Genomic DNA, 1,250 nt, shown 5'->3' with positions numbered 1-1,250 from the left:
AAACCAGCCTAGCGACTGTATTCGATCAAATTGAACCATTTGCAGCTAGTCTCCAGCGGGAAAACAGAAGTAGACACCAGAGCCGGGAATTATTGCGTCAATTAGGGACTACCTTATTAGTTCAACATAAAATTGTGGGTCAAGTAGAGATTATCGATAAGCCGGAGTTGCTCTGGGAATCCCCACAGCTAGAAAACTTATATCTGCGCTTGGAGGATGAATACGAAATCCGTGAGCGTCACCATGCCCTGGAACGTAAACTAGATTTAATTTCCCAAACTGCCCAAACAGTGCTGGAGTTCATGCAGCATAGCAGTAGTCAGCGTGTAGAGTGGTATGTGGTGATTCTGATTGTGGTAGAAATTCTGCTATCACTGTACGACATCATTTTCAAAGGCTAAATTTAGGGTTGTGATACCAATTCGCAATTCGCAATGGGCTAACGCCCCGCTCCGCTAACGCAATTCGCAATTAAAAAACTTAGATACAGCGTTAGGGGAAGTGGTTATGTAAAGGTCACACATGAAATACACATAACCAGACTTATGGTTTACATCCCCGTTAGGGGAAGTGGTTATGTAAAGTCAAGTACAGAAAATCCTGTACTTAATATTGCCGAGTTTACATCCCCGTTAGGGGAAGTGGTTATGTAAAGGAAGAACGAGACCAGGCTAAAGGCTCTCTTACGATTTCGTTTACATCCCCGTTAGGGGAAGTGGTTATGTAAAGGTATCATGGAAAATCACCAAATCTGGAAGAAATACGTTTACATCCCCGTTAGGGGAAGTGGTTATGTAAAGTAAAAAGAGAAGAAAGAATTACGGTTGACGTTGTGTTTACATCCCCGTTAGGGGAAGTGGTTATGTAAAGAAGCAATTAAAGCTGATGCAACCAACCTGAAGAGTTTACATCCCCGTTAGGGGAAGTGGTTATGTAAAGCCAAACAAATAATTGGCGTGCTGGAGATAGAGGATTGTTTACATCCCCGTTAGGGGAAGTGGTTATGTAAAGTCCTAATTCTTCCAAGTGTTCAGCAGTTAGACTTAGTGTTTACATCCCCGTTAGGGGAAGTGGTTATGTAAAGAGTTACCTTTTGGAAACCTTACTGGGAGAGGGTTTCAGATACCCCAATCGACACACCTCTTGAAAAGTACAAAAAATTTTCAAAAAAGTATCAATTTTGCAGTCTGAAAAGCTTACTGCGTAAGGCATCGACACACCTCAACGGAATTATGCGGTTTTCAAGGTTC

General features: G+C 42.2%; 1 protein-coding gene and 1 CRISPR repeat array. The gene reads left to right on the top strand.

Features of this window, described 5'->3' with window-relative positions; all coding sequences use genetic code 11:
* Positions 1–401, top strand: a 401-nt coding sequence (locus ACWATR_RS40135; protein ID WP_460345993.1) for an RMD1 family protein, incomplete at its 5' end; no start/stop codon positions are given.
* A 147-nt stretch (positions 402–548) separates the two neighbouring features.
* Positions 549–1,084: direct repeats of the CRISPR family, unit length 36 nt; unit sequence GTTTACATCCCCGTTAGGGGAAGTGGTTATGTAAAG.
* Positions 1,085–1,250: the final 166 nt, after the last annotated feature.

The sequence above is a fragment of the Nostoc sp. UIC 10890 genome, from assembly GCF_054786515.1.
This window is presented reverse-complemented; position numbering and strand designations above follow the sequence as displayed.